Raw genomic sequence first — 24,056 nt, 5'->3', positions numbered from 1 at the left:
CGTCCTACAGCCACACTTTCCCCGCTTCGATAACGTCGTGCAGCCCCTTTCCAGGGGCTGTCGACGATGAACGAAGGGACGATCAGTGGCGCGGAACAAGGACATTCCCCGGGTGCAAAACCCACCGGAGGGCGACGGACATCACGTTACCTGGCGGTATATGACGGCGGCTGAACTGGCCGAGCGCGAAGCCGGGCAAAACGCTTACGACGCGATGCTGGCGCGGCAGGAAGCTTTCGAGCGCAGCCGTGAAGTGGCGGCGAAAAAACCTGAAGCCGTGCGTGCCGGCTGTGTATTCGCCAAGTCCTGCAAGCTGCCGGATGCGATCATCGATTACAGCAATCCTTCCGGCATGGTGCCGACCGACAGCCTCAAGGATTACGGCGAGCTGATCCTGCTCGGCGCTCGCGAAGCCGACCCAAGCGGCGGCATTCCACTCAAGAAAATCAGCGCCAACGCGATCCCGATCGGGTTTGGCAGTCTGGCCTTGGCAGGCTCGGCTTTTGAAGCGCTGCCGGCGCTCGTCTCCAGTGCGGTGGCTGCGCCCTTGGTCGGGCTGGTTGCGCTGCTGATGCCGTCAAGCCTGGGCGACAGCGCGCTCTACACCGATGAGCAACTGAGCACACTCAAACAAGCCAGAACACGCGTACGCCTGCGCGTCGAGCAACAGGCCAATGGCAGCCTCAAGGGTTACGGCTTCTACACCGGCAAGAACCGCGATTGGGAAATGGTCGATGTCGTGCAGTTCACTGCACGCGGCGACCGGTTCATTGCGGATCTGGGCGAAGGTATCGAACTGCTCTGGACCCCGGCGGTGGATGGTTCGGACATCCTCGGCATCCCAGCGCTGGAGGCTGCCCCGCAGGCACCGCATATCTGGGTGTATCCGCCGACGAAAGCGGCGGACGGGATACTGGTGAATCCGCTTTATCCGCCGGAGTACAAAGATTTCATTCTGGTGTTTCCGGCAAGTTCAGGCGTTAAACCGGTTTACATCGTCATCAGTACTCGCGCTGGGGATCACGAATATCATCAACCGCCTGACATACTGCCGGCCTTTCCAGATGCCAGAATCGTAGGCCGTAAAACAGCAGTCCAAGGCGGCGGTGCAAAACGCAAAAGATGGAAAACTCCCAAAGGGCATATTCTCGAATGGGACTCCATGCACGGAACGATTGAAAAATATGATGCTCGGGGAAACCACATCGGGGAATTTGATCCAATCACTGGTGAGCCTACGTCTACAAAAAAGAATAAAAACTCGAAGAAAGGAAAAACGGAGCATTGAGCCTTGAGATTTTTGATAGAAGCTTTTGATAAGCAGACTGACTACCAGGTATGGGTAGCGGAAATACCCAAAGAGTATGAGGAGCACATTGAATCAATTATGGGTTGGACGACCAAGCAGCAAGGTTGGGAAGGCTACGACTTGGATCAGAATCAAGTTCAAGCCTTTGAAAAACTGATGCAGATATCAATCGCAGATTCACGCTATTACTTTCAACTGACATGTAACGGCCCCGATTAGCCGTAAGCGAGCAATGTGAAGAACAAAAAACAAAAGCAACATCAAAGTATCTGCGAGGAAGAAATGGGTCTGGTATTGAGGCTGGAGTGGTACGACACAGCAACCTTAGAAATTCAGGGCGAGGAATCGTCAAAAGATCTGGGGGACGATGAATCAGTTTTGAATGCTCTGAGTATTCCGGTGGAAGGCAACATCAATAATGGCGGCTTCAACGTCATCGAAAAGTGGGTAGCTAGCATTCAGCCGTACTTTCAACATCAAATCACTCTGAATACCTGCGACTACCAGATTTCGTTTGATTACAGTTAAATAACCGGGATGAGTTCTTCATGCGCTTTCTTTCGATTACCGGATTCTTCCCTGACGAAGTTCAAGATGACTCCTTGCAGTTCGAGCTGGATATCACCGGCAGCGAGATGAATGAAAGAGTCGCCCAGCTCATTGAGTCCAAGCCCTTGGATGAGGTGGAACCCGGCGAGTTGTTGTTGACTCAGGATCAGGTAACCGCACTGGAAAATCTGCTCAGCGTCAGTTTCCCAAAGGGCCTCGTATACTTCATGGGGACCTGCGCCAAATACTGACTGACCCACTCACAAGCAAAGAAAAACCCCGACCAGTCAGCAACAATCTGCAAAATTATGATGAGAAACAGAATGGATTCTGACTGGTCACTTTGCACCAAAGCGAGATCAGAAACAGAACATGGATCAACCAGCTATACGCTGATTTTTCTGCACTCATAGTCGTGAGACGGAGGATTTTTCTCTCGGAGTGATCGGAGTCGAAATATTTATACGCCGCTGTAGTTCTGCCGGCTGCCGACGAGCATAGACTAACGAACTAGGAAGGCATCTGCGGCATCCAAAAGTCAGGGTGTAAAACGTATGCCCGGCCCTTGGCAGTCAACGTGACGTATCGACGATCATTGTAGTATTGGAACTCGATCAACTTCCTTGCCGCCAGCACGTCCATCGCCCCATCTGCTTCCAACAGATTCAGCCCAATGCGACCCGGGAACTCCTTTGCCGGACATTCTTTGCCTTCGCTGTCATAGGTTGCGATAACGGCGATCACTTTGTCTTGATCTTCTGTCATGGGCGGCAACGCCGGAGTACGCAGCTCTGCAATTTTCGCGTACGCAGCTTCAAGCTCCAAACTGACAGTATCAAGATCCTTGCGGGTTACACCCAGTTCAAGCTTGGTTCTGTCCAACTCGGCGTTGGCCATTTTCAGCTTAGAGGTAGCCTCCTCCGCTGTCGCAAATGCCTTGTCCTGCTCATTCTTTGCAAAAATCACTCCGTGACGTTTATCCGAAAGCGACCAAATTCCGAAAGCGATGGCCAGCGTTGCACCTATCCCTGCAACCCAAAACAACCACAGCTGAATTGAGACTGTCTGGCCTAGCCAAACGCCCGCAGTTGCGAACATGGTGCTGAAAGACGCAACGTCGAAGTAGCGCTCTGCCAATTTCGTAATGGGAACACCGAATACGGGTTAAGAGCATCGCAGCCCAAAACCATTTGGCCAGTTTCCAACCTGTACCCTGCTTTGCGTTTTCTGTGTGCATGCCCTCACCTGTACCAGCCGATTTTCGCGGATGTTAACCGAGTAATCTGCCCGAAAGCCAACCAGACTAGCGCATCCGAGGGACACAACCCTTGAAGCTTTACGGACAGAGCTTCGACTGTTCGCACACCCTTTGGCGTGACTGCAATGAAAGACTAATTGGTTGACGATCTGATTGATGATCCTGGCTTTAAGCTAGGGGCGCCAACACACGTTGAATTGCTCCAGAACTACAACCGCCTGTTGTAAGCAGAGTTGGACACTAATCGCCTTTGCCTACGGAAAGCCCATAGCGACATCGTTGGATTGATTGTGATATGCCGGGACAGCTCCACCGAGCTTGCTGCATTGAAGGGGGAACACGGGCGATTGCAGCGGACGTTGAGTAATGTGTACCGGCGCCAAACCGAGCAGGACACAGCCCGAATGGGATACCAGTACGGTGATCACACACCTTCTGAGAAAAAATATTAAACGAACTAGACCAGTCGGCACGGGGCTTGCAGGGCATTTCCGATTTTTAAATGCATTTACGCACTGGTTTATCCACAGGTAGTACGTTGCAATCGCCACATGAAACGCAATATGCTGGGCGTAAGCGGCGAAACAACCCTACATATTGGGGTTTGCCGTTAGCTGCTGACCTCGAATGAGGTACTTAGGAAAGTCTGCGAGCGGTTGTGATTTAAGTTGTCGAGACCGATTCACAACCACCCGCACCAACCAAAGCTAAACAGTAGTGACTATGTTAGCCCTAGGGGGACTGCATTGAGCCAAACATTGACGTGATCGTCAACAGCTCACTGCTGGCCGGCAATCCTTGGGGGTGACAATTCTATCCTTTGCTACAAAGGTAAAATGTCATGCCTAGTAATTCAAAGCAGTCCTCCGCGAAGGTGGCCAAGCTGGCCTCTGAAACCCTCCGCGATCCTCATGCCTCTAAAATTGCCAAAAGTCTCGCTGCCTGCACGTTGGCCCAAGCCAATACTGGTAAGCAAACGAGTGCTGAGATGGAAGCGAAAGCAGGTCGAGTGCTTCAGAGTGAGAAGTACAGCGAAGAGACGAAAACCCTTGCTGGTTCGGTTGTCTCTCAAGCCAACAAAGCGCGGGGGGAATGAATCATGACCCGTCATGCGATTCTCACTGTTGATTTGAACGGATATGTGCCGGAAGAAGCGAGAAAGACATTTGAGCGTGTACTTGATGCTCATCATTATGTCAAACGCAAGCTGACCACTGTCTGGAGGGTTCAATTTACTCCGGGCACGACCGCAGCCGATGCGGAGAGGATTATGCGAGAGCATGTTGCGCTTGCTGCTAGTACCGCAGGGATTCGAAACTACGAGGCGCTGGTGATGGTGGGTGAGCAGCCGCCCATTGAGTGGAAGAAAGATGGCGTATCCACAGGCTTGCTAGCGGAGGCACTCCTGCGATTGAGGTAGGTGGTTACGGCTTCAGACCCCACTCCGGTGGGGTTTTTTACATCTGGCCATCTGATTTTTAGCTACTGATGGTCTTGACGCAGCTTCTCTATAGCTGTGGTTATCGCGTCTGCATTCAAATCTAACGTTCCCAGCGCGGTGGTGATGTTATCGTGAGTATCCAGAGAGCCGCGTGCCTCGATCCACAGCGCCACTTCCTCAAGCCCGGCAGCGATAGCATGTTGGTTGAGAAGAAGCAGTTCCAATGCGTCGGCCATCGTTTCGTTGCTGTCACTCATTGGGTCGTCCTTGATTGAGTTGAAAGAAGATCGTAGCTCGATTCGAGATTGGTGGGGAGCTGGTGGAGCGATTTCCAAATCCCGCGAAAATCGGGATAACGCTTCTGAATGAATTTCCCAAAATCCCGCCAAAAATAATGGCTCCGACTTTAGAGGGTGCCCCTTCCACTCTGGAAGCGGTCGAGGTGGACTATGCATTCTATCAACACAGTTTTCCTGTCCAGCGTCTTCAATTCGTGGGCGATCTTCCTGCCTATGCTCCGACTGCATTTTCACTATTGAGGTGTCGGCGGGGCAACATGGGTGGATGGTTCGGGAGCTTCTGGTGCAGGCTTGATGATCGTTAACCCGCCGATACGAATCGGACAAGTGAAAGTGCTGGTGATAGCAAGCTTGACTTGTTCTTCGGCGTCGCTTTGTAGTGCATCAGGAAAGCGTTTGATCTATGATTTGCTCCATACTGATCATGGATGGATATCGCAGTGCTACAAAATCAAATAACACTTACATTCGATGGTACCTTAGCCCCTAATCATAGTGTGTCATTGCGTACACTTGCTTATACCTTGCCTCATATACAACGATCGATTGACAAGATTGTTTACTTCGAGCGTAAAGGGGAGATTAGAAAGTATACTTCGCTGCCTAAAGAGCTTCAGGGCTACGCTGATATTTATGTAAATGAGCTTGAAGAGGGCTCTCTTAGGATTCCTTTTGTCAGCGATCTGGCAGCTAAAGTGCCTGAGCTGTTTAATGCGTTTATGGCGGAGCCATATGAGAAATCAGCAAAGGAAGTAGTTTCTCACAGTAAAATTCTGCAGAGCGATTTGCAAGCGTGTAAGGGTTTAGTAATCCACGATAACGTTGATCCAATAACTCAAGAAGATTTGATTGCGGTCGAGGGTGGTCGAAAGCTGGCATATGCTCGGACTGCTGTGCTGAAGGATATAAATAACGCTTTAGCATTGGTGCGAACCACTCCCGGTGCACTTTTGAAAATTGACGTTGATTCACACAAAGGCTACGGTAGTTATTTGTTTGACGAGATGAGGGCTACACGATTTTCCAAAGTTGTTGCAACAAAACGGCTGGATAATCCAGCTGTCTATATTGGTCAGATCACAGGTCTAGAGCAGCAAGGAACAACAGCTGCATTTAAATATGCGGCAAAATTTTGGAGTCGTGTCACCGGACAGGAAAGCAAGATAATGATTCAAGACTATGATGACGTTTTGAAATTGCATGCCCACAACTTGAGTAACAAGGATATTGCAATTTGGGCAGCTCCTATTTCTGTGCATGAAACATTCGATCCGGTGCGTGGTGATCTTGTGTTTATTGATATTTTGCCGACAAAATGATTTTTGATAAGTTTTTTGAGTCTGTCTATAACGTAGCGTCGCGCTACGTCACGCTTTGTCGAATATTTTGTTTCGTATTTGCAATGCTCGTGGGGTCAGACAAGTTTTATCAGTTAATTTTTAGTGAGTTTTGGATCGGGTCAGCGGCAGACTTCGCAGAGGCGCTGCTTGATGCGATCACCAAGGCTCCGCTGTGGATTTTTATTGTAACTTTTATAATGGCTTTCTATGTTGTTCCTTTAATATCTAAGATCACTGCTCTGAAAATTTTGGAGTCGGAGCTACAGCAGGTGCGAGTGTCCGCGCTGATAGAGACGGTTGATATAGCAGTTCATTCCGTTCCTCTAGAAGCGGCAAGTGAAGAGCTTAAGTTAGCAAGACTAAAGGCCGAATTTGCAGAGAAGAAAATACTGAGATATAAGTCTCTATTGGAGATATTTAGCTTCTGGGTTTTTTATGGGTTATTATTTTTTGTACTAGGGAAGGCAAGTTTCGTTGTCGTGCTGATTTCATTGTCATGGCCTTTTCTGTGCTGGCGTGTTGCGCCTTATATTTTAAATGATTATATTCGATGGATATACTATTATAAGCAACTGGCGGTGAGGGTTGGTAGTGGGATCATTGCGAGCGAGTCAGGGAGAAACTAATGACGAAACTTCGGGTGCAAAAAACCGCCAAGAAGAACATTCACATACACAACGATATCTCCAACACGGCTCACCACCTCAAGGCTCGTATCGAGGAAATGGAAGCGACGGGAAACAGGCAAGGTATCGCTCTCGACATCACTGCCTGTCTCGTCATGTTGGCGTTCACCTTTGAATCGCGCCTTAACTTCATTGGCGAACAGACGGTGGAGGATTTAAAGGAAAGGCGGTGGTTCGACAAGAAGGTCGAGATTGTGTTGAAGGCTCTCGGGCTGGAACCTGACTTTTCAGTGCGTCCGTACTCGTCCATTAAAGAGTTGAAGAGCTTTCGTGACACCATCGCACATGGCAAGCCGGACACCATCGAGGTAGATGAAACGGTGGACTTTCAGCCAGGGACTAACTATGACGACTTCGATCTTCGTGGCGATTGGGAAGCTTTTCTAACCATCGACTTCATGCGGCAATGTTCCGATGACATCGACCAAATCTGGAGTGAATGGGTTGCTACTGCTGAAATCAAACTGCATCAAACACTGACCTACGGCGAGTACAGCGTTTCACTGATAGAAGAGCCTACGGTCTTTGGCGGGTGATCGAGTCGTGTTGAGGATAGGGGGCGTGTTGAAAATATCCCTGCCCCCGCCAAAATTTCGGGTGCACTTCGATAACCGTTTGGTTTTCGAGCTTGGAAAATAATTCTGGTGGTTTTGCCCGAGGTGCTAAGCCAAGTGCGAGGGGGCCAAATGAAAGCCGCAGCTTTTCTAAAATAAGGGGGCACTTGGCCCCGGATAGCTTGATCAGAAGTATCTGTGAAGCAACCAGCGTCACGCCGCCTTCGTTTCTTTTTTGATCCTGTACACCGTGGCGACACCACACTCAGCCAACTTGGCAATTTCATCGGCAGACATGGTTGGATGCTTCCGCATTAGCGACTGTACCTCAGCCCATTTGGCAGTGTTCCTTCCTTTGCCTGATGGCTTCCATTCAGGCTCAGCAGCTTTCTTGTTCTCCAAACCCTGCTTGATGCGTTCCACGCGCTTCTCTTGATCCAGTCGAGCCATAGTTGCCATGAGGTCGATCAGCATGTTGTTGATCACGTCCATGATTTGACCGGTGATCCCCTTCGCTTCAACCAGCATGTGACTGGTTGGCAGGTCAGCCACAACCAGACGCAACCCCTTCGCCCTGATAGTGGCCTTGAGCGTGTCCCAGTCAGCTTGTGAGAGGCGACTCAGACGGTCTACAGACTCAACCAATAGCACGTCTCCACTCTGGGCAGTATCGAGCAATGCAAGCAGCTCAGGACGGTTGAGCTTGGTGCCACTGATGTTCTCCGCATACACGCCAACGATTTTCAAACCCTTCTCGGTAGCGAACAACTCCAGAGCCACTTTTGCACGGTTGGCGTCTTGATCTTTGGTCGATGCTCGGAGGTACAAGTGGGCGTTCATGGCTGGCTATCCTTTGGAGTCTTGATTTGATAGAGCAATGATAAAGTATCATTAAGCTATTTTAAAGACTTTATTGATAGCTTGTGCTGGCCACTACGGAGCTACCGCCGCACTACCGGATAGGTCTACTGCTTTGATAGTGGTTATTGCCGGAGCTTGAGAATTCCAATGGTGATAGCAGACGCGTTCGCATCGAGAGTCTGCAATGCAGTGACGGCGTTCTCGTGGGTTTCGCTTGAGCCACTGGCTTTAGCCCATAGGGCCACTTCTTCGATTGCAGAAGCCAAAGCGTGCTGGTTGTGCAGCAGGAGTGTTAGAACGTCTGCTATAGCTATATGGACATCTGTGTTTTCTGCCATGGGTGGTCATCCTTGAGGGGTGGCAAGGATAGTAGTTCAACTTGAAGCTGGCTGAGGCTGTAGTGCGGACATGTCAACAGGAGCCTAAGCACTGGGAGGTTGGTGGCATTGCCGAATGGGCAGTACACTCAGGCATGACCAATTCGAAGCAAGGTGAGTGATGGGAAACGTTTTTGAAAAGCCTTTTGACACTGCACGTCAGTTGCTTGACTACGTTTCACCTCTTAATGAAGTTTGGAAAAACGGCAAATACGTCTTCAGGGGCCAGCCAAGCGACGAATACAAGCTAACCCCTTCTGTATGCCGTAATGGCGAGGGGTCATTTGGGTACGGCTCCCCTCGAAGAATGTTCGACAAATCAAGTTCAGGCCAAGTCCGCTTTGAACTAGACATTCTGAAGAAATTCTTAGATGGGTGTGACCGGTCTGGATTGATTGTGCCCGGATATACAGAACAGATTAGAGACAGATTGCTAACTGCTCAACACTCGTTCATGAGTGGACACAGACCATGGCCTCAGCAAGAAATGCACCAAATCATGGCGATAGCTCAGCACTATGAAGTGCCAACCCGCCTTCTAGACTGGACTGACCGAAGCTTTGTTGCATGTTACTTCGCCGCAGCATCAGCGAGCTTTGAGATTGACTTTATGGGGATGCCAAAGATTGCTGTGTGGGCGTTGGAAACAACTTCTGCTCCTTTCTGGAAAACGGTGAAGATCATTCGACCACCGGGAGGCACAAGCCAGAATCAAGCGGCTCAGTCTGGTTTGTTCACTGCTCACCACGCGAAGGATTACAGTGTAGACGATACATACACGACTGATGCACTTGAGGACGTTCAAGAGATATACGACATAACGAGTGGCTATGCTCCGCTTATCAAAATGACGCTACCATTAAGTGAAGCACCGGACTTGTTGGAGTTGTGTTCAAAGATGGGCATTGATGGCTCAACCCTCTTCCCCGGATTCCACGGTGTAGCAAAGATGGTTAAAGACTGGGGTAATGTCGAGATTGGAGTCAGGCATACACAGTCAGCAATAGACGAATACAACGCTGATAGCTTCGACCATGATCCAGACTTCCATTGATAGCAAAAAAAATACGATAATGGCGCATAGCCATTGAAAAGCCAGTATCCTGCCCCCATACCTTGATCACACCGCACTTCGCGGTTAGTCAGGCTACAATGAGAAAGGATGCATCGTATGATCAAGGTAATGCTGTCGCTGGACCTCACAAATGCAAAGGATAACCGACCTGAGTTCTATAGCGCCTTGGAAGACGCTGGTTGGAAAAAGGCACAAAATGTGGATACCGTCTGGTTGCAAGATTTCAGTAAGTATACAAGTCTCGATGAGCAGACTCTAACCAATATTAGGAATGATATTGCTAGGCCGCTCCTAGATGCTTATAAAAACCTAAAGCTGGATAAAATTTACTACGTCGCCCAAATAGGTAACGGCGCAGTCATTAGCCGCGTAGTTGAAAAACGTAATGGCGAGCTGAAGGCTTACGTTGAAAACCTGTTTTGATTAGCTAATCCTGTAAGAGTCCGGTGACTAAACACCACCGGATTTTAAGCAGTAGGTAAACCAGATACACCACTTCCCGGAGTAACACCAGTGTGTTTGTGGGTATCAAATGGAATCCCGTTGAATGCCCATGTTCCGCTGATTTTGGTGTTGCCCGTTAGTAACCTAGCCATCATAGGAAATCCCCGCCTATCTCCCCAACTCCTTCTCCACCAAGAGAATCAGCGTGGATGGGCTGCACTTCAACGCACCGGCTAACTTGAATAGGATTGCAATCGTAGGCTGATTGAGGCCCCTTTCGATCAGACTGACGTAGTTGCGTTGCACATCTGCTTCCAGTGCTAACTGTTCTTGGGTCAGGCTCGCTTCCTGTCTTTTCTGTCGCAGTACACGCCCAAAGGCTACCCCGATCTCCAATGCAATCCCTCCACGCTAGTGAGCGGGCACTGTCATGGTTGAGCATCGGCGGGTCTTCACAATATACTGTGAATATCACATCCAAATAAATGAAGCCCACCAAAGGAACGCTTGATGAACACCGTTACTCGTTTGCTCTGCCTGCTGCCCCTGATCGCGTCTGCTGCCGCTATGGCTGACACCTACCCAAAGCGAACGCTCGTTGCTGGTTCGATGGTTTGCTACAAGGCTGGTGACTGGACAAAGATGGTGGAGGCGTCCCTTGATCAGGACGAAGATGAGGCTGAACGCTTGATCGACTCGGGAAAGTGCCGAACGATCTCAACAGCTACCAAGGTCAATTTCATCGAAGGTCCTAAGGACGGCGACAAGTCAGCATTGATCCAGCTTCCCAGCGGGAAAACCGCCATGACAGCGAATGGTTGGCTGCGTTGATTCATTATCAAATGAGCCATTGGGGCACCAACCTCAGACCGAATAAGGGTAAGACATGAACGAAAAACTGTTTGTACTGACTACCCAGAAGAAGAAAACCAATCACATCCTGCACATCATCATGACCGTTCTAACCGGAGGTCTATGGTTGTTGGTGTGGGGCATTACCATGCGGAGCAATGACGCACACAACAGAAAGATTGACTGGCAAATCAGTCAGATCATGGAGAGCAAGGTGCGAAGTGAGAAACAACACAGTTGGGTTGAAACTGATCTAACATCCAAATGGTAATCCTGAGAAGTAGCGGATTCATCTAAGCGACGCATCGAGGATTTCAACTACTGTGGTTCTGTCAGTGTGTTTGCACCGAAAACGAGAGCTTTCAACGGAACTCAGCCATGGCGTTACCGCCGACGATCCTTCGGATGTACTTCAGTAACAAACAGAAATCACACAAATCCAGCTCTTCGCTTGTGATTTTGATCTTACTCTTGTCTATTGGTGCAAAATCGAATCGGGACGTATTAGGTAGTATTCCCGTCAACGTTCGCTGAAAGTTATCGCACGTTACCTTCATTGCAGCAGATCAAGAGCAAGAGCTAGGGTATGTGTTGATCCTTTTATTTTACTGATGTACTGATCCGGAATCGGGACGATGCAACTTCAGTCTTCGAAGCGGGTTACCTCGTTCCGATGTCTACCTTAGGCATAGAGTGCACAAGTGAACCTTGTATAGTCTTTATGGACAAAAAGTTCACCAACACAGGCGGTCGTACTCATGATCCACTTCTTGGGCAGATTCTTCAAACTGTAATCGTTGAGGAAGACGTTCCTCCATCTTACTCACAGCGTCTGACATTTGCCGTCCTTGAACGATTGGTCCAGCCGGATGGCTGCCTGTGACCATCGACAGAATCGCATCACGTACGTGCCAAGAGGAAGCGTTGGGGTACATTGCACAAAATTCTCCATGTAGTTCATCGAGTCGGTCTCTCAGGACGCTTGCAGCTTCGACAATTGCTGCTTGGCTTGATCTGGCCGCTTCAGGCTCCATCCAGTCAGGGCGGACAAACGCATCCTCGGGAAGACTTCGCTTGGTTTTCCGCTCGATGGATTCAGGGATCATGTCTCCAAATGGAATGCCGTACGCAGCTTTGATCTTGGTGCGGAACTCAAGGCGGGATATACCTTCAGGACGCAGCGCCAGCGGAGTCAGCTGTTCCATCAAGAAGAAATGAGTATCGTAGACGGCAACGGAATTCAGATTCTTCTTGCACCAATTGAGGGTTATGCCGTCATCGCTCAAGGCTAGGACGATCTCCGCATAAGTATCACCTTCAGTGCGCATCTGTATTGCTTTGGTGCGAGTTGTAGGCGTGATTTTGCTTCTTGTCATTTGTTCTCCTTCGTCAGTTCATTTCATAGGCGTTTGCCCCGTTGGTTTTGATGACCGCAGGCATGCACCTGCGGTTGTGCTTGGGTCTGCTAATCAGTCCCGAACGTGACGGGAGCAGGTTCGTAGCCGATTGATCACGCGTGCATCAAGTTTTGACTCGTAGCGATCTGCCAACTGATTGCAGTACGCCTGATGGGCCGACTGGTACGCTCCGAAAGCTTCAGTGATGTCATAGAATTTTCCCAGTACAACAGGCTTGCCGAGCATCGAAAGCACAGACACAAATCCAACTCCACCTGGCGCCACCGACACTCCGATAGGCAGTATCCCTCGACGACTTCTTGTATCCCTGAAAATCTGATTGATCAGCTTCGGAACCACCGAGCAACGCTCGGATGAGTACGTTGTGTTCAGCGGGTCTAAAATGTCTTTGTCCAGCTCGGCGTCAGCCTCGAATGCGTAGGGCTGCATGGAGTACCACGCCGCGAACTCTTGATAGTCCCACCACTTGATACAGACACTGCAACCTTCATAGGCAGCGGCCTTCTTGGGGCCGTAGGAACGCCGCATCATGTTGGACCAAGTTTTGTGTGGGGTGCCCTTGCCTGTCTTGAAGTAGGGCAGACCCATGGCCTTACGTCGATCCCGACTGTTGTAGCCGACGCCGTAGGTCAACTTCTTATCCTTCGGTGCTCCGAACAGTGGCAATTCTTCCCCGAGGGTGTAATCGAGTCTGTGTCCGGCAACGCATGGGAGTACGAGGATAGTTCGGGTGACGTCATATATGCTTTGTTGTTGCATTTGTTACCTCCGTTTGGTCGAAAAATGGGCAATAAAAAACCGACTCAAGGTCGGCATCGGAGGCTCGTCATTCTTCTGTCTCGGAGGAGCAGGAACTTAGCTATTCGATGTCGTTAACCTCATGTTGGTATTCACTTGCTTTGCAATGGTCATGGCGATTCTCATGGCTTGCTGTGATCGTCAAATGGTGATCAGCCAAATATCAGGCGTTAAAAAACCTCCTGCGGTTTCGTGCATTTTCAGCACTGGCCACGTAGAGGTTTCTCGGCGATCTGTTCTGCCTACGGAGGCAGACCAGTAATACTACACGAATTCAGACGAAAAGCAACCATTAATGGTTGACATTTACGTTTGCCGCGTTTTTAAAAACTGGATTTCATGGTGAGGAACGCCCTTTGCTTAGTTCAGACTGCCGATGAGCCCTGTAAACACTGGGCGGAATGGAGGTGGGGGGTGGAGCATGAGGAATTCAGTGCAGGTTATTCTGGGGTTTACGGAGGTTTTCAAAGGGTTTCTGTCGCCGATTATGCGACGACAGATTTCCGATATGCTCCAAACTTTTAAGCGCTTTCCTCAACAAGCTCAGTGCCATTCCAGCGTAAGTGTTGGGTTATGGGGGTAGCTTCAAAGTCGGCTATAGCGGCAGCCACACGCTTGGAATTTGGCATATCGAGGTCATATTCCGTATGGCCGTTCTCAATCAGCCTGTAAGTCTCTGTGGAGCGATGTGCCCCCTTATACTCGTATACTTGGCGCTCGCCCCCTGCCTGAAGGTGTGGCTCATCTACAGTAATTGAGGCACCGTCACAGACGATGACATATCCCACGCCTTGTAGTAGGGCGTTCAATCTCATTTCATCGTCATCCAGCAATGTATGCTGGAGGTCAACCATGTCATCCAAGGACGCTGGAGCCGGTGCTACTTTGAGCAACGCCCTTTCCCGCTCAAGTTGCTGGACTTGCTCCGTCAATCTGTCGAGGACAGTGGTGATCGCAGGAACCATTCCATACTTTGCCAACCCTTCCGCAGCGTTATCCGATTGGCGGCGTAGTTCGCTCAACTCACCTTCGATTTCAATCAAACGCTTTTCGCCTGACGTGAGATTCCGACTTTGGGCTGCACGCTGCATCGCACCGTACATTGTCTGGCTACGGACAAAATCGAGTACGTGCATAGGAATCGAACTTCCATTCGAACAACCCTCAGCACCCTGACGATGACGCCGATAACAACGCATCACAGCCGGCGAACGCTTCGTATCCACAACACAGTAATTCGTGCCACACCGCCCGCACCGAACCAACCCAGACAACAGATACTTCGACGGAGCGGATCGCGGCACATACCCTTCCTCTAAACGCTTCTGCACCCTGTACCAGAGTTCTTTACTTATGACAGGAGGGTAAACATCCTCGATGTCGTTCCAACGTCCAATCGCAGTTGGATTCCGCAACCAACGCTTCAATGTGGTGGGGTTAGTAGTTTCAACTGACGGGTGTTTGCCACGAATTCGGGAAAGAATTCGACGCTCTCCAAGTCCGTCTGCGTAGTCTTCAAACACTTGGACAATAATCGGTGCAAGTCCTTCAACAAGTTCGCCTTCAGAAGTGAGCCAGATCGGTGTGTGACGTTTGACACCATCACCGGCAGCGGCCTTCTCCCTTTTCCGGGTGTACGCATCCTTGACCCTTCGACTCAACGCGTCACTGTACTGATGCGCCTGTTGAACCTTGGCAACCAGAAGAAAGAGGTTGTTCGAATTGTTGGGGTCGTTGCTATAGGTGATTCCATCGTCCAGCGTGATCAGCTTTACACCCGCATTCACAATGCCAGTGAGCAGGTGGAGCATCACGGATGGCTCAAGCCTCCCTGCCCTGTCGATAGCTTCGATCAACACAACATCTGTCGACTTGATAACGCCGTTCTCAACAGCGGCGAGCAACTTGCCGAAACCATTTTCAAGGTGCTTACCGGAGTAACCACTGATGCCAAGGTCTTGGAAGCTCGCGCTACTCAGACTGTATTCGCCGTGAGCCAACAACCATTTGGCGACGTACTCTTGCTGGCGCGTGAGGCTGTCGCCATGAGCCTGTTCTGCACTGCTGAAACGGATATATGAGAATGCAACGGGCATGAAAAACCCCGACCGGTTGGACGAAAGCAGCGATCATAACATCGCCGATTCCTTCCACCTGATCGGGGTTTTCTCTACCCGGCTTCTTCCCGCTTAGTGCGAAACGCGGCTGGTCCCGCCAACGGTGGAAATCCGTACCCGCTCGCCAACGCGGAACACTTCATTCTCCTGAACCTGCTGCACATAGGCGCGCATGCTGCCGTCGTCTTCGCGGACGGTGATTTCCACGCCCTGGGTGCGGGTCAGGCCTTCTTCGGTGGCCGAACCGAGCAGGCCGCCAGCCACTGCGCCGATGACCGCAGCAACGATGCTGCCCTTGCCGCCGCCGATGGCGCTGCCGCCGACGCCGCCGACCACTGCGCCTGCTGCGCCGCCGATCGGGGTTTTGGTGCCTTCGATTTTTACCGGTCGCAGGGATTCGATGGTGCCCATGCGAATCGTCTGCACACGACGCGCTTCGTCACGGGAGTAGGAGTCGCCGGTGAGGCTCGATTGGCAGCCGGTCAGCAACATCGCCATCGTGGAAAAGGAAGCAACCAGCAGAACAGACTTACGCATAGCATCAACTCCAAAAGAACATGTGTTCATTAAACTCCGTGGCCTGGCGTCTGTCACGACACCATCCGGATAAAATTGGCTTCCATTCAGGCTGGGTACAGATGCCCGCGAGCGTTCACTTAAAGTAGCGTGAAATCACCGATCCGCCATCGTCCTTCATCCCGCTCGGTAGACTGCTCAGGGTGCCAGACGTTCAAGAATCCACTCGGCGCCCTGCAGCCGGTAGTTGAGGCGATCATGCAGGCGGCTCGAACGGCCCTGCCAGAACTCGATGCGCTCGGGCAGCAAACGGTAACCGCCCCAGTGTTCCGGGCAGTGCGGCTGGCTGTCGCTGAAGCGTTGCTCGGTGGCCTTGAGCAAATCTTCCAGCTCGCCACGACCGTTGATGACGCGGCTCTGCGGTGATGCCCAGGCGCCCAAGCGGCTGCCCAATGGACGCACCTGATAATAGGCATCGGACTCTTGCGGCGTGACCTTCACCACCCGCCCTTCGATGCGCACCTGGCGCTCCAGGGTTGGCCAGAAGAACGTCATGGCGGCAAACGGGTTGGCTGCCAGATGCTGGCCCTTGGCGCTGTCGTAGTTGGTGAAGAAGGTGAAGCCCTGCTCGTCCAGGCCCTTGAGCAACAGAATGCGGCAATGCGGACGACCGTCGGCATCGACCGTAGCCAGGGTCATGGCATTGGCTTCCACCGGCGCCTGCTCGGTTTTCACCGCATCGGCGAACCACTGATGAAACAACGCAAACGGCTCGGCCGGAGCTTGCGCCTCGGTCAAACCGTCACGGGTGTAATCGCGACGCATATCGGCCAGAGCCTGGGTCATGGCGGATTCCTTTTCGTTAGCGGATCACTTCTTCGCGGCGTCGGCTGCGGCGACTTTCTTGTCGGTCGCGGCGGCTTTGGCTGGCGCAGTCTTTTTCGCCGCAGCTTTGGCCGGAGCCTTTTTGGCTGGAGCCTTGGCGGCAGCTTTCTTGGCTGGCGCCTTTTTCGCCGCCGGGGCAGTAGCTTTCTTCGCCGCAGGCGCTGGGGTGGCTGGTTTGGCCACTGGCTTGACGTCTTGCGCGGCGACCATCGTTACCGGCTTCGGCGCTGGCATGTTGTATTTGCTCAGCAGTGCCACCATGGTGTTTTGCGGAGTCACCAACAGTTCGACACGGCGGTTCAAGGCGCGGCCTTCAACGCTGTCGTTGGCCGCACGCGGCGCTTCCGAACCCATGCCACGCAACATCAGGCGATCGCGCTGCAAGCCGCTGAGGCGGAAGATCGCTGCCACCGATTGCGCACGTTCCTGGCTCAGCTTGATGTTGGCCGGCGCGGCACCGCTGGTGTCGCTGTGACCGAGCACCAGCACTGCAGTCTTCGGGTCGGCTTCAAGGATTTTCGCCACGCGAGTGAACGGGCCGAGGGTGACCGGCAGCAGCATCGCCGGGCGGTCCGGGTTGAACGAGCCTTCAACCGGCGCCGTCACCACCAGCACGTTGTCGCGACGTTCGAGTTGCAGGTTGCTGTCCTTCACCGCTTCACGCAGACGCGGTTCGTAGTCGTCGAGCCAGGCTTGAGTCACCTTCGGATCCGGCATCGGCACGGCTTTGGCGGTTGGCTGATCCTTACCGCCGAACGGCCACCACCATTTGCCATTGGACTCGGCCTCGGCCTTGGCCACCTCGACCGGTTTGGCTTCAGGTTTGACCTCGGCTTTCAGATCAGCTTTTACCGCTTCATCGCTGGAACCGAACGGCCAGTACCACGGGTTGCTGCTCTCGGCTTTGGCCACTGGCGCGGTCGCCGCCGGTTTCAACGGAGCTGGGGCCGGAGCCGGGTCTTTGGCCGCGACTTTGTCGGAAGAACCGAACGGCCACCAGCTGCCGCCGTCCGCGTCGTTTTTCGGGTTCTGTGCGCAACCGGTGATCGCTACACACAGGGCCAGGGCGAGGGTCTTTTTAGATGACATTGAAAATCCACAAAATGAAGTAATGAAAAATCAGAGCACTTTCGCCCGGATAAACAGCCGTTTTGAAACGAAAATCCCTTCGAGGTTCCGATCCTGGAACCTCAGTCGAAGCTTTACAGACAAGTGGCAAGCACCCGCGCCAGCTTTTGCGCACGCGGATCCATCAAAACGTAAGGCCCCAAAGTATTGGTCACGAAACCGAAGGCGACATCGCGCTCGGGATCAGCAAAACCGATCGAGCCGCCCGCCCCCGGATGGCCGAAGGCGCGCGGGCCGAGGCCGTAGGTGGCGTTGGCCACGTCCGGCTGATCGAGCATGCAGCCGAGGCCGAAACGGGTGCGGGTGAGCAAGGTCTTGTCGTCGCCGAGGCTGTGCTCGCGGGTCAGCTCTTCAAGCATCTCGCTTTCGAGCAGACTGCCGTCGAGCAGGCCGGCGTAAAACCCGGCGAGGCTGCGCGCATTGCCGTGGCCATTGGCCGCAGGCTGCTGCATGCGGCGCCATTCCGGCTTGTTGGTGCTGGTCAGCACCGACGGCGGATTGGTGAAGGCGCGGGTAGTCATGGCAGTCGGTTCGCGCATGGTCACTTGCAGCAGGCGCTGAGCCGCGGCGTCGCCGGCATTGCCCTTGCCACGGGCGATGTGCGCCACGCGGTGAAACTCTTCGTCGGCCAGGCCCACATGGAAGTCCAGCCCCAACGGCTTGGCAACCCGAGCGACGATCGACTCGCCCGGCCCACGCCCGTCGGCGCGGCGCAGCAATTCGCCGACCAGCCAACCGTAGGTGATCGCGGCATAACCGTGACCGGTGCCCGGCGTCCACCACGGTGCTTCGGCCGCAAGGGCGTCGACCATGGTTTGCCAGTCGTAAAGGGCTTCAGGGGCGAGCAGTTCACGCAGCGCCGGCAGGCCGGCCTGATGGCAGAGCAATTGGCGCAGAGTTACTGATTCTTTGCCGGCGTCGGCGAATTCCGGCCAGTAGCGGGCAACCGGGGCATCGAGTTGCAACTTGCCTTCGGCGACCAGTTGCAGCGCGGTGACGGCGGTGAAGGTCTTGGTGCAGGAGAACAGATTGGCGATGGTGTCGCTGTGCCAGGCTTCGGTGCCATCCTTGTCGGCCGTACCAGACCAGAGGTCGAGGACGGTTTCTCCACCGACCTTGATGCACAGGGCTGCGCCGCGTTCCTGGGGATCGTCGAACAGTGCGGCGAAAGCCTCGCGCACCGCTTCGAATTGAAGCTCGTAATGTCCCTGAATCTGCACCCGCAACTCCCCCGCGAAAACGCTCTACAAAGTGGTCCGCATTGTTCCAGCCCTTGAGGGATTTGGGAACAGGCGCGGGCCAGACGGTTGATCGGCAATTTGTGCTGATCCCTTCGCGAGCAGGCTCGCTCCCACACTGAATCTCAACAGCAGCGGAGATCCCCTGTGGGAGCGAGCCTGCTCGCGAAGAACGATAACGCGGTCTGAAACCTAGTGACCATTCCCCGAATGCCCGCCCGCTTGCGCAGCCCCCGCCGCTTTGCCAGCCTCAGCCTTGCGCCCGCCTTCAGCCTCGGTATTCGGCGTTTTCTGCGCCTCCTTGCCCAACTGCTCCAGCGCTTGCAGGTTGCTTTTGCGCACTGCCTCGACAAAACCCTGATACGGCAGATCGGTGACCCCGACCAGGCCGAAATGGCCATTCTCGCCGTCGAGCAACCGGCCGGTAACCGGTTGGTCGAGATACTGGAACCAGTGCACGCCGACAATCGACGGTTCGCTCAGCGCCTGTTTGAGGAAATTGGCATAGGCCGGACCGCGATCTTCTTCCTTGGCCAATTGCGTCACGCCGCCCCAGAACGGGCCGCGGTCGGCCGAGCCGAAGTTGAATTCGGTGATCAGCAGCGGTTTGTCCAGCGCTGCCAGCGCGGCGAAGTCGTAACCGTCCTGCGGCTTGAGCGTGTACATGTTGAAGCTCAACACATCGCAATACTGCGCGCAGGACGCCACGGCCTCAGGCGTGCTGATAGCGAAGCGACCGCCCAGCAGCATCTGGTTCGGCGCGTGCCATTTCAGCGAATCAGAGATGGTCTTGAAATAGGTATCGGCGAAGACCTTCTGGAAGTATTTGAAATCCGCTTCGATCTCCGGGTGCTCAGGATTGGGCAGCGGGGGCACGAAGCCCGGGTCTTCCATCAACTCCCACGCCGGTAGCTCGATACCCCAGGCCTTGGACAGCCCGGCCTGATTGCGGTACTTGTCGCGCAACTGCTTGAGAAAGGCGCGTTTGGCCGGCACGTCGGTGGTCATTTTCAACGTCCCATAGGCCAAAGCGTAGCGAGCCTTCGGATCGTCACCGGGGCCGGCCCAGGCCAGCTCGTTGTCGGCGTAATAACCGATCAACCAGGGATCGTCACGGTGATCGCGAGCGGCAATGGCTACGGCGCGCTCAGTGGCCATGGCAAAACGCGGATCGAACGGATCCGGCATCCCGCCCCACCAATCGCTACCGGTGCTGATGCTGGCGTAATCGCCGACGATCGACAGCGGCAAGGTGTACGGCACACGTTCAGCGTCTGCCAGCGACGGCGCGCTCCAGTTGCCGACGGTGTTGAAACCCCAGGCTTGCAGGCGGTCGAGGGTATGCCGGGTCCAGCGTTCTTCATCAATCGTGGCTGTACACGGAGCGGCTTGCGTGCTGGACGTTTGCACCGCGTCGGTCTGCGCCGCTTCGGCGATACCTGACTTCGGCTCGGCAGGCGCCGCCACAGACTCAGCCGCCTGCACCGAGCTGGCCTCTGCGGCGCCCGCCTTCGCTGCTTCGGCGATCCCGGCCTTGTTGTCGCTGTCCGCCTTGCACGGTTCGCCGTACAGGCGTTGCAGATTGGCGCCATAGAAGTCGTACCAGCGGCCGTTGCCGTAGCCACGGCCCTGATCGGCGCCGTTGCCGCCACGGTTGTCACCTTCACCGAAATGCGCAGCCAGCGGGTCGTCGTTCTTCGGCAGTGATTCGAACATGTATTCGCGACCAGCCACGTAGGTCTGGTTGACCTGCGAGCTGACTGTGTTGACACCCAGCGAGTAGAACGGATGGCCTTCGGGGGTTACCAGATACCAGCGGCCATCGCGTTTTTCTGTGCGGAAGAACCCGCTGGCCTTGAACGCCGGGCCTTTGTTCCAGCCGCCGAATTTATCCAGCGAGGATTTCTCGCGCTCGGCCAGCCAACTGTTCAGTTGTTGCTGTTCTTTGCTAGCGGCGCTTTTCAGTTGCTCATCGCTGCTGACTTTTTCCGGCCATTTGCTGCGGGTCGACTGCCCGTAAGCATCGAGCAGATTGCCGTACACCGCCTGCGTCACCGATTCGCCGTCCTGCACCCCGAACCGCTCGAGCAACAGGCTCTGCGCCACTTTCGGCTGATCCATCGACAGGCTCACCGAAACCACCTGGCTGCGGTCGATCTCGCCCGTACTGCTGGCCAGCAGGATGCGCTGACCGTCAACGGTCGTCGGCATCGGCGGTCCGGCTTTCATGCCCTGACTCAGCGGCGTCGAAGCCACCAACGGCACCAGCAAGGTTTGCGCGGGGCCGGCCGGCAGATCGACGCGGCTGACCAGCGTGCGGCCATCGTTGCTCTGGATCTGCACATAAACCGTCACCGCCCAGTTCATCGCACTCTGCAGACGCAGGCTCATCATGCCGGACTGCGACCAGTCCCAGGCGCCGGTCTGTGGCGTCAGGCGCAAGGTCGGCCTGGCGACCGGGTTGAACGTCACCCGACGCAGCACTTCGCCTTCGGGGGTCTGTTCGGCATTGGCCTGCGGCAGGTCGGCGTTTTCCGTGGCGACCTTGACCACGTCGGCCGGACGCACGAAGTTGAACAGCGTCTGCTGACCGGCGGGTGCCGCCATCGACGGCCCGGCAAAGATCAAGGCGAAAACAGCGGGCAACGAACGGCGGATCATAAGAACGGAGTTCTCCCTAACAACCAGTCAAGGCCAGTGGAAAAGCGGTGGCAGAGAGATAGACAACGCGGTGGGCCAATCGGCCCACCCGTGTCTCAGGATATTTCACGACGGAAAGGAGGCAACGCATTGAGGATCGCCTTGCCGTAGCGCTGGGTGACCAGACGCCGGTCGAGCAAGGTGATGGTGCCGCGGTCTTCTTCGGTACGCAGCAGACGCCCGCAGGCCTGAACCAGTTTCAGCGAGGCATCGGGCACGGAGATTTCCATGAACGGATTGCCGCCGCGCGCCTCGATCCACTCCGACAACGCGGCCTCGACCGGATCATCGGGCACCGAGAACGGAATCTTGGCGATCACCACGTGTTCGCAGTAGGCCCCCGGCAAGTCGACACCCTCGGCAAAACTGGCCAGCCCGAACAGCACGCTGGAATCACCGCCATCAACCCGCGCCTTGTGTTTGTTCAGGGTTTCCTGCTTCGACAGGTTGCCCTGAATGAACACTTGTTTGCGCCAGTCGCGGTCGAGGCCGTCGAATACGTCCTGCATCTGCTTGCGCGAGGAGAACAGCACCAGCGTGCCGCGCGAACCTTCGACCAGATCCGGCAGTTCGCGAATGATCGCCGCCGTATGGGCGGCGGCATCGCGCGGGTCGGCTTTCAGATCCGGCACGCGCAACACGCCGGCGTCGGCGTGATGGAACGGGCTCGGCACCACTGCCGTGACGGCTTTTTTCGGCAGGCCGGCGCGCATGCGGAAGCGGTCGAAAGTGCCCAGCGCCGTCAGCGTCGCCGAGGTCACCAGACAGCCGTAAGCGACGTTCCACAAACTGCGACGCAAGGTTTCCGCCGCCAGAATCGGGCTGGCGTTGACCTCGATGTCGAACAGCGAGCCGCTTTCGGCCAGGGTCAGCCAGCGCGCCATTGGCGGGCTCTCTTCCGGGTCTTCGGCGGTGAACGCGGTCCACAGCTCCCAGTTGCCGGAAGCCCGGGACAGCAGGCTGCCGAACAGCGGATACCATTCTTCGGCCTGGTTGCTGGCGATACCAATGTTGACCTCGCCATCCATGCCTTCCTTGAGCAGGTCGGTCAGGCGCTGGAACAGGTCGTTGAGACGGGAAAAGCCCTTCTTCAACTCGATACCCATCTCGCGCATGTGCTCGGGAATCACCCCGCCGACGAAGCGATGACGCGGACGCTCACGGCCTTCGACATCTTCACCGGGTTTGAAATCGGCGATCTGCTCGCACGCGGTAAACATGAACTGCTGCTGGGTCTTGATCTCCCGCGCCAGCTCCGGCACCTGCTCGATCAGTTTGCCGAGATCGCCCGGCAACGGGTGCTGAGCGAGCAGTTTGGTCAGATTCTTCGCGGTGGTTTCCAGCCAGTCGGCGGTGGAGCGCAGGCGTGTGTAATGGGCGAAGTGGCCGATGGCCTTGTCCGGCAGGTGATGGCCTTCGTCGAACACGTAGATGGTGTCGCGCGGGTCCGGCAGCACGGCGCCGCCGCCCAGTGCCAGATCAGCCAGGACCATGTCGTGGTTAGTGACGATCACGTCGACCTTGCCCATGCCTTCGCGGGCCTTGTAGAAGGCGCACTGGCCGAAGTTCGGGCAATGCCGGTTGGTGCACTGGCTGTGATCGGTGGTCAGGCGCGCCCAGTCGGCGTCCTCCAGCGCGTTCGGCCAGCTGTCGCGATCGCCGTCCCACTTATTGCCGGCGAGTTTCTCGATCATGCTGGTGAACAGCTTCTGGCTGGCCTCGTCGACTTCGATCTTGAAGCCTTCTTCTTCGAACAGCTGCGCTGTGGCAGTTTGCGCGTGGCCTTCCTGCAGCAGCATGTCGAGCTTGGACAGGCACATGTAGCGGCCCCGGCCCTTGGCCAGGGCGAAACTGAAATTCAGCCCGCTGTTGCGCATCAGGTCAGGCAAGTCCTTGTAGACGATCTGCTCTTGCAGGGCGACTGTCGCGGTGGCGATCACCAGACGCTTGCCGGCCAGTTTCGCCGTGGGAATCGCCGCGAGGCTGTAGGCCACCGTCTTGCCGGTACCGGTGCCGGCTTCCACCGCGACAATCGCCGGGTCGCCACTGCGCCGGCCTTCATCGTCGGTGTCGATGTCACCGAGGACCTTGGCGATTTCGGCGATCATCAGGCGCTGGCCATAACGCGGCTTGAGGCTCTTGGCCTCTAGAAAACGCGAATAAGCGCCCTGGATCGTGGTTTTGAGTTCAGTGCTGATCATTGAGTGTCGG

Annotated in this window: 26 protein-coding genes; 12 read left to right on the top strand and 14 right to left on the bottom strand. The window is 54.6% G+C overall.

The features are described 5' to 3' along the window. The first annotated feature begins 85 nt into the window (after window positions 1–85). Genes J2Y90_RS12095 through J2Y90_RS12080 form a run of 4 tightly spaced genes read left to right on the top strand, consistent with a single transcriptional unit; the run spans window position 86 to window position 2,109 of the window. Complete coding sequence (locus J2Y90_RS12095) at window positions 86–1,288, top strand: S-type pyocin domain-containing protein (RefSeq protein WP_253499849.1); 1,203 nt, start codon at window positions 86–88, stop codon at window positions 1,286–1,288. A 3-nt stretch (window positions 1,289–1,291) separates the two neighbouring features. After that, window positions 1,292–1,528: a DUF7683 domain-containing protein gene (locus J2Y90_RS12090; RefSeq protein WP_253499846.1), complete on the top strand. Its 237-nt coding sequence runs from the start codon at window positions 1,292–1,294 to the stop codon at window positions 1,526–1,528. A 15-nt stretch (window positions 1,529–1,543) separates the two neighbouring features. Next, entirely contained in the window at window positions 1,544–1,837 is a 294-nt protein-coding gene (locus tag J2Y90_RS12085; RefSeq protein WP_429459924.1) for a colicin E3-like toxin immunity protein, read from the top strand. Window positions 1,838–1,857: 20 nt separating this feature from the next. Continuing rightward, window positions 1,858–2,109 carry a pyocin S6 family toxin immunity protein gene (locus tag J2Y90_RS12080; protein ID WP_253499843.1) on the top strand — a complete coding sequence of 84 codons (252 nt, stop codon included), beginning with the start codon at window positions 1,858–1,860 and terminating at the stop codon, window positions 2,107–2,109. A gap of 259 nt (window positions 2,110–2,368) precedes the next feature. Here the strand turns inward: J2Y90_RS12080 and J2Y90_RS12075 are convergent, their stop codons facing one another. Further along, complete coding sequence (locus J2Y90_RS12075; protein WP_253499840.1) at window positions 2,369–2,995, bottom strand: hypothetical protein; 627 nt, start codon at window positions 2,993–2,995, stop codon at window positions 2,369–2,371. A 962-nt stretch (window positions 2,996–3,957) separates the two neighbouring features. Between J2Y90_RS12075 and J2Y90_RS12070 the strand changes: the two genes are divergently transcribed. After that, window positions 3,958–4,212 (top strand): hypothetical protein, encoded by a 255-nt coding sequence (locus J2Y90_RS12070; RefSeq protein WP_253499837.1) that lies wholly within the window; start codon window positions 3,958–3,960, stop codon window positions 4,210–4,212. A 3-nt stretch (window positions 4,213–4,215) separates the two neighbouring features. Further along, the gene (locus J2Y90_RS12065; RefSeq protein WP_253499834.1) at window positions 4,216–4,536 is read left to right on the top strand and encodes a hypothetical protein; all 321 of its coding nucleotides are present in this window, start codon (window positions 4,216–4,218) and stop codon (window positions 4,534–4,536) included. A gap of 62 nt (window positions 4,537–4,598) precedes the next feature. On the opposite strand, the gene J2Y90_RS12060 is transcribed toward J2Y90_RS12065, so the two are convergent. Further along, window positions 4,599–4,814, bottom strand: a complete 216-nt coding sequence (locus J2Y90_RS12060) for a hypothetical protein (RefSeq protein ID WP_253499832.1) — start codon at window positions 4,812–4,814, stop codon at window positions 4,599–4,601. A gap of 470 nt (window positions 4,815–5,284) precedes the next feature. On the opposite strand from J2Y90_RS12060, the gene J2Y90_RS12055 reads away from it, so the two are divergent. Genes J2Y90_RS12055 through J2Y90_RS12045 form a run of 3 tightly spaced genes read left to right on the top strand, consistent with a single transcriptional unit; the run spans window position 5,285 to window position 7,418 of the window. Further along, window positions 5,285–6,175 carry a hypothetical protein gene (locus J2Y90_RS12055; protein ID WP_253499829.1) on the top strand — a complete coding sequence of 297 codons (891 nt, stop codon included), beginning with the start codon at window positions 5,285–5,287 and terminating at the stop codon, window positions 6,173–6,175. Further along, window positions 6,172–6,822, top strand: a complete 651-nt coding sequence (locus tag J2Y90_RS12050; protein ID WP_253499826.1) for a hypothetical protein — start codon at window positions 6,172–6,174, stop codon at window positions 6,820–6,822. Before J2Y90_RS12055 ends, J2Y90_RS12050 begins: the two co-directional genes overlap by 4 nt. Then, window positions 6,822–7,418: a hypothetical protein gene (locus tag J2Y90_RS12045; RefSeq protein WP_253499823.1), complete on the top strand. Its 597-nt coding sequence runs from the start codon at window positions 6,822–6,824 to the stop codon at window positions 7,416–7,418. Before J2Y90_RS12050 ends, J2Y90_RS12045 begins: the two co-directional genes overlap by 1 nt. 231 nt (window positions 7,419–7,649) lie before the next feature. On the opposite strand, the gene J2Y90_RS12040 is transcribed toward J2Y90_RS12045, so the two are convergent. Together J2Y90_RS12040 and J2Y90_RS12035 are read right to left on the bottom strand one after the other, a co-directional pair. Next, window positions 7,650–8,276 carry a recombinase family protein gene (locus J2Y90_RS12040; RefSeq protein ID WP_253499820.1) on the bottom strand — a complete coding sequence of 209 codons (627 nt, stop codon included), beginning with the start codon at window positions 8,274–8,276 and terminating at the stop codon, window positions 7,650–7,652. Window positions 8,277–8,419: 143 nt separating this feature from the next. Then, window positions 8,420–8,635, bottom strand: coding sequence for a hypothetical protein (locus tag J2Y90_RS12035; protein ID WP_253439357.1), 216 nt, complete (start codon window positions 8,633–8,635; stop codon window positions 8,420–8,422). 160 nt (window positions 8,636–8,795) lie between these two features. Here J2Y90_RS12035 and J2Y90_RS12030 point away from each other — a divergent pair, with 160 nt between their 5' ends. Beyond that, window positions 8,796–9,728: an FRG domain-containing protein gene (locus J2Y90_RS12030; RefSeq protein ID WP_253499817.1), complete on the top strand. Its 933-nt coding sequence runs from the start codon at window positions 8,796–8,798 to the stop codon at window positions 9,726–9,728. Between the two features lie 117 nt (window positions 9,729–9,845). Continuing rightward, window positions 9,846–10,172 (top strand): hypothetical protein, encoded by a 327-nt coding sequence (locus tag J2Y90_RS12025; protein ID WP_253439361.1) that lies wholly within the window; start codon window positions 9,846–9,848, stop codon window positions 10,170–10,172. 189 nt (window positions 10,173–10,361) lie between these two features. Here J2Y90_RS12025 and J2Y90_RS12020 read toward each other — a convergent pair whose 3' ends face one another. Continuing rightward, a complete protein-coding gene (locus J2Y90_RS12020) occupies window positions 10,362–10,589 on the bottom strand; it encodes a helix-turn-helix domain-containing protein (protein ID WP_253499814.1) in 228 nt (75 codons plus the stop codon). A gap of 114 nt (window positions 10,590–10,703) precedes the next feature. Here J2Y90_RS12020 and J2Y90_RS12015 point away from each other — a divergent pair, with 114 nt between their 5' ends. Then, complete coding sequence (locus J2Y90_RS12015) at window positions 10,704–11,024, top strand: hypothetical protein (RefSeq protein WP_253439365.1); 321 nt, start codon at window positions 10,704–10,706, stop codon at window positions 11,022–11,024. A gap of 755 nt (window positions 11,025–11,779) precedes the next feature. On the opposite strand, the gene J2Y90_RS12010 is transcribed toward J2Y90_RS12015, so the two are convergent. The 9 genes from J2Y90_RS12010 to dinG all read right to left on the bottom strand — a co-directional run bounded on the left by J2Y90_RS12010 (window position 11,780) and on the right by dinG (window position 24,046). Continuing rightward, window positions 11,780–12,421 (bottom strand): hypothetical protein, encoded by a 642-nt coding sequence (locus tag J2Y90_RS12010; RefSeq protein ID WP_253499811.1) that lies wholly within the window; start codon window positions 12,419–12,421, stop codon window positions 11,780–11,782. A gap of 93 nt (window positions 12,422–12,514) precedes the next feature. Next, entirely contained in the window at window positions 12,515–13,222 is a 708-nt protein-coding gene (locus J2Y90_RS12005) for a hypothetical protein (RefSeq protein ID WP_253499810.1), read from the bottom strand. Window positions 13,223–13,782: 560 nt separating this feature from the next. After that, the gene (locus tag J2Y90_RS12000) at window positions 13,783–15,357 is read right to left on the bottom strand and encodes a recombinase family protein (protein WP_253499809.1); all 1,575 of its coding nucleotides are present in this window, start codon (window positions 15,355–15,357) and stop codon (window positions 13,783–13,785) included. 93 nt (window positions 15,358–15,450) lie between these two features. Then, window positions 15,451–15,915: a glycine zipper 2TM domain-containing protein gene (locus J2Y90_RS11995; RefSeq protein ID WP_016771369.1), complete on the bottom strand. Its 465-nt coding sequence runs from the start codon at window positions 15,913–15,915 to the stop codon at window positions 15,451–15,453. 177 nt (window positions 15,916–16,092) lie between these two features. Then, complete coding sequence (pdxH, locus tag J2Y90_RS11990; protein ID WP_042608217.1) at window positions 16,093–16,740, bottom strand: pyridoxamine 5'-phosphate oxidase; 648 nt, start codon at window positions 16,738–16,740, stop codon at window positions 16,093–16,095. Window positions 16,741–16,764: 24 nt separating this feature from the next. Further along, window positions 16,765–17,868 carry an OmpA family protein gene (locus J2Y90_RS11985; protein WP_253499808.1) on the bottom strand — a complete coding sequence of 368 codons (1,104 nt, stop codon included), beginning with the start codon at window positions 17,866–17,868 and terminating at the stop codon, window positions 16,765–16,767. 113 nt (window positions 17,869–17,981) lie between these two features. Beyond that, complete coding sequence (locus J2Y90_RS11980; RefSeq protein ID WP_253499807.1) at window positions 17,982–19,127, bottom strand: serine hydrolase domain-containing protein; 1,146 nt, start codon at window positions 19,125–19,127, stop codon at window positions 17,982–17,984. A 210-nt stretch (window positions 19,128–19,337) separates the two neighbouring features. Continuing rightward, the gene (locus J2Y90_RS11975) at window positions 19,338–21,806 is read right to left on the bottom strand and encodes a beta-galactosidase (protein ID WP_253499806.1); all 2,469 of its coding nucleotides are present in this window, start codon (window positions 21,804–21,806) and stop codon (window positions 19,338–19,340) included. A gap of 95 nt (window positions 21,807–21,901) precedes the next feature. Further along, window positions 21,902–24,046 carry an ATP-dependent DNA helicase DinG gene (gene dinG, locus J2Y90_RS11970; protein ID WP_253499805.1) on the bottom strand — a complete coding sequence of 715 codons (2,145 nt, stop codon included), beginning with the start codon at window positions 24,044–24,046 and terminating at the stop codon, window positions 21,902–21,904. Between the last annotated feature and the right edge of the window lie 10 nt (window positions 24,047–24,056).

It is taken from the genome of Pseudomonas koreensis (assembly GCF_024169245.1).
GTDB classification, from domain to species: Bacteria; Pseudomonadota; Gammaproteobacteria; order Pseudomonadales; family Pseudomonadaceae; genus Aquipseudomonas; species Aquipseudomonas koreensis_F.
Note: the sequence above shows the minus strand (reverse complement) of the source record. Positions and strands in the feature narration are given on the sequence as shown.